Annotated in this window: 3 protein-coding genes; all 3 read left to right on the top strand. The window is 51.4% G+C overall.

Going from position 1 to position 1,952, the window contains the following annotated elements; all coding sequences use genetic code 11:
- The coding region (locus FFS57_RS24740) for an RHS repeat-associated core domain-containing protein (RefSeq protein WP_283204936.1) at positions 1-813 on the top strand (813 nt) is incomplete at its 5' end.
- 2 nt (positions 814-815) lie between these two features.
- Entirely contained in the window at positions 816-1,268 is a 453-nt protein-coding gene (locus FFS57_RS24735) for a hypothetical protein (RefSeq protein ID WP_137940487.1), read from the top strand.
- Positions 1,269-1,533: 265 nt separating this feature from the next.
- The coding region (locus FFS57_RS24730) for an RHS repeat domain-containing protein (RefSeq protein ID WP_137940486.1) at positions 1,534-1,952 on the top strand (419 nt) is incomplete at its 3' end.

Here is a 1,952-nt window from a genome sequence, read left to right as displayed (position 1 = left end):
TACCACGTCTACGCCGACCACCTCAACACCCCGCGCGCCATCTACGACGCGTTCAACAAACGCCTGACCTGGCGCTGGGAAAGCGAAGCCTTCGGCAACACCCTGCCGGATCAAGATGCCGACAAGAACGGCAGCCAGTTCGTGTACAACCTGCGCTTCCCGGGGCAGTATTGGGATAATGGCATCAAGCTCAGTCATAACTGGTATCGGACCTATAATCCGGACACCGGCAGATACATTCAGAGTGATCCGATTGGGTTGCAGGGTGGGTTGAATACTTACGCCTATATATTTGGAAATCCGCTCAGCCTCAGTGATTCTACAGGATTGGTACCTGCTATTTTGCCTCCCCCTGTGATGCCTGTGCCTGGCGTGCCCAGTCCATCAGCGGAAGCACAAAGACAGTTGGCGGAAAGGCTTACCAAAACACTGAATGACCTAACTAAGCAAAAGACTTATCAGACATATACACGTTACAATCCACTAACAGGACAATGTTATAGTGGTCGAACTTCAGGAACTAATGACCCGGAAACCAATATTAAGGATCGAGCAGCTGGCCAGCCACATTTGAATGCAGAGGGATTTCTCCCTCCAGTTTTAGATAAGTCATCTACAAATTACTCTGCAATTAGAGGAAGAGAACAGCAGTTAATTGACATTAATGGAGGACCGCAAAGTGAAGGAGGGTCTTCCAGAAATATGATTAACGGCATTAGCCCACTGAATCCACTCGGTCCGTTACAATACATCCCAGCAGCCAACGCTGAATTTGGGACTCCTGTTCGGGCTGATAGATGTACTTGTGAATAGATATGGCAAATAAATCAACTTCTAACAGTGACTATCAAGCGCTAAAAGTTTTTCTTGATTGCTACTTTGAGTGGTATGCACCAAAATACCCAACGACCCCACCAGGAATGCCGTCGCGATTCTTAGAGCAAATAGAAAAAAAGTCGCTAGCGAATGCCAAGAAGGGGCTTAGCATGGCTTTAAATGACATTGCAGAGGAAAGTGCGGACTGGCCGCCAGATAAAATTGCCATTGCCGATGCTAAATTTTTAGCAGCAGGCACGTTCACTCTGAGCGAAGTCAGACGCCGCTACTTGAAAAAATATATTCAAATCTTACAACGTGGCGTAATACGTTCAGAGATAGAGTATTATTTGCTCAAGGGAATTCGTGATGGTGGAGGGGTTGAGCCTGATGCCACGGAATGTCAGCAAATCGAGGCTATGCTAATAGAGTTTGAGGAAAAAAGTAAATAACCAACCAATGGGGTCACCCAATCATTGGGGTCAGCGTGATTGATCTGTCGCCGGCCGCCTCAGGCCTGGTTCTTCAGGGTGAGCCGATCAGGCTGGTTCAGCACCCGTTAGCGGATTTGAGATAAGGTCATCCCCCTTGCCCGGCTTAGCCGGGCTTGTTTTTTTAGCGGCCAGCCTGCCGACTGAAATGGTCGGTAGCGTGCGTTAACATCAAGCTCTCCAGTACCGCCTTGGTGGTTTGTAACGCCGGCCACCCCGCTTCGCCTTGAAGAACGGCCAGAGCGTCAGCGGCTTCTTCTACAACGCGCAAGGGCAACTGGCTCTCAAGACCGCCAACAGCAAACCGATCCAGTTCATCTACGACGAAGCCGGCCACCTGCTGGCGGAACACGCCGACCCGGCCACGCAAAGCCCGACCCAGGATCACCTCTGGCTGGGCGACACCCCGATTGCGGTGGTGCGCCCCAACAACAGCGACCCCAGCAAACCGCTGATCTACCACGTCTACGCCGACCACCTCAACACCCCACGCGCCATCTACGACGCGTTCAACAAATGCCTGATCTGGCGTTGGGAAAGCGAAGCCTTCGGCAACACCCTGCCGGATCAGGATGCCGACAAGAACGGCAGCCAGTTCGTGTATAACCTGCGCTTCCCGGGGCAGTATTGGGATAATGGCATCAA

Source organism: Chitinivorax sp. B, from assembly GCF_005503445.1.
Lineage (GTDB): Bacteria > Pseudomonadota > Gammaproteobacteria > Burkholderiales > SCOH01 > Chitinivorax.
The sequence above is the reverse complement of the archived record's forward strand: the minus strand, read 5'-3'. Positions and strand labels throughout refer to the sequence as shown.

Coding starts and splice junctions, on each gene's coding strand:
- FFS57_RS24735 (WP_137940487.1), top strand. CDS start 816: ATGGCAAATAAATCAACTTCTAACAGTGACTATCAAGCGCTAAAAGTT.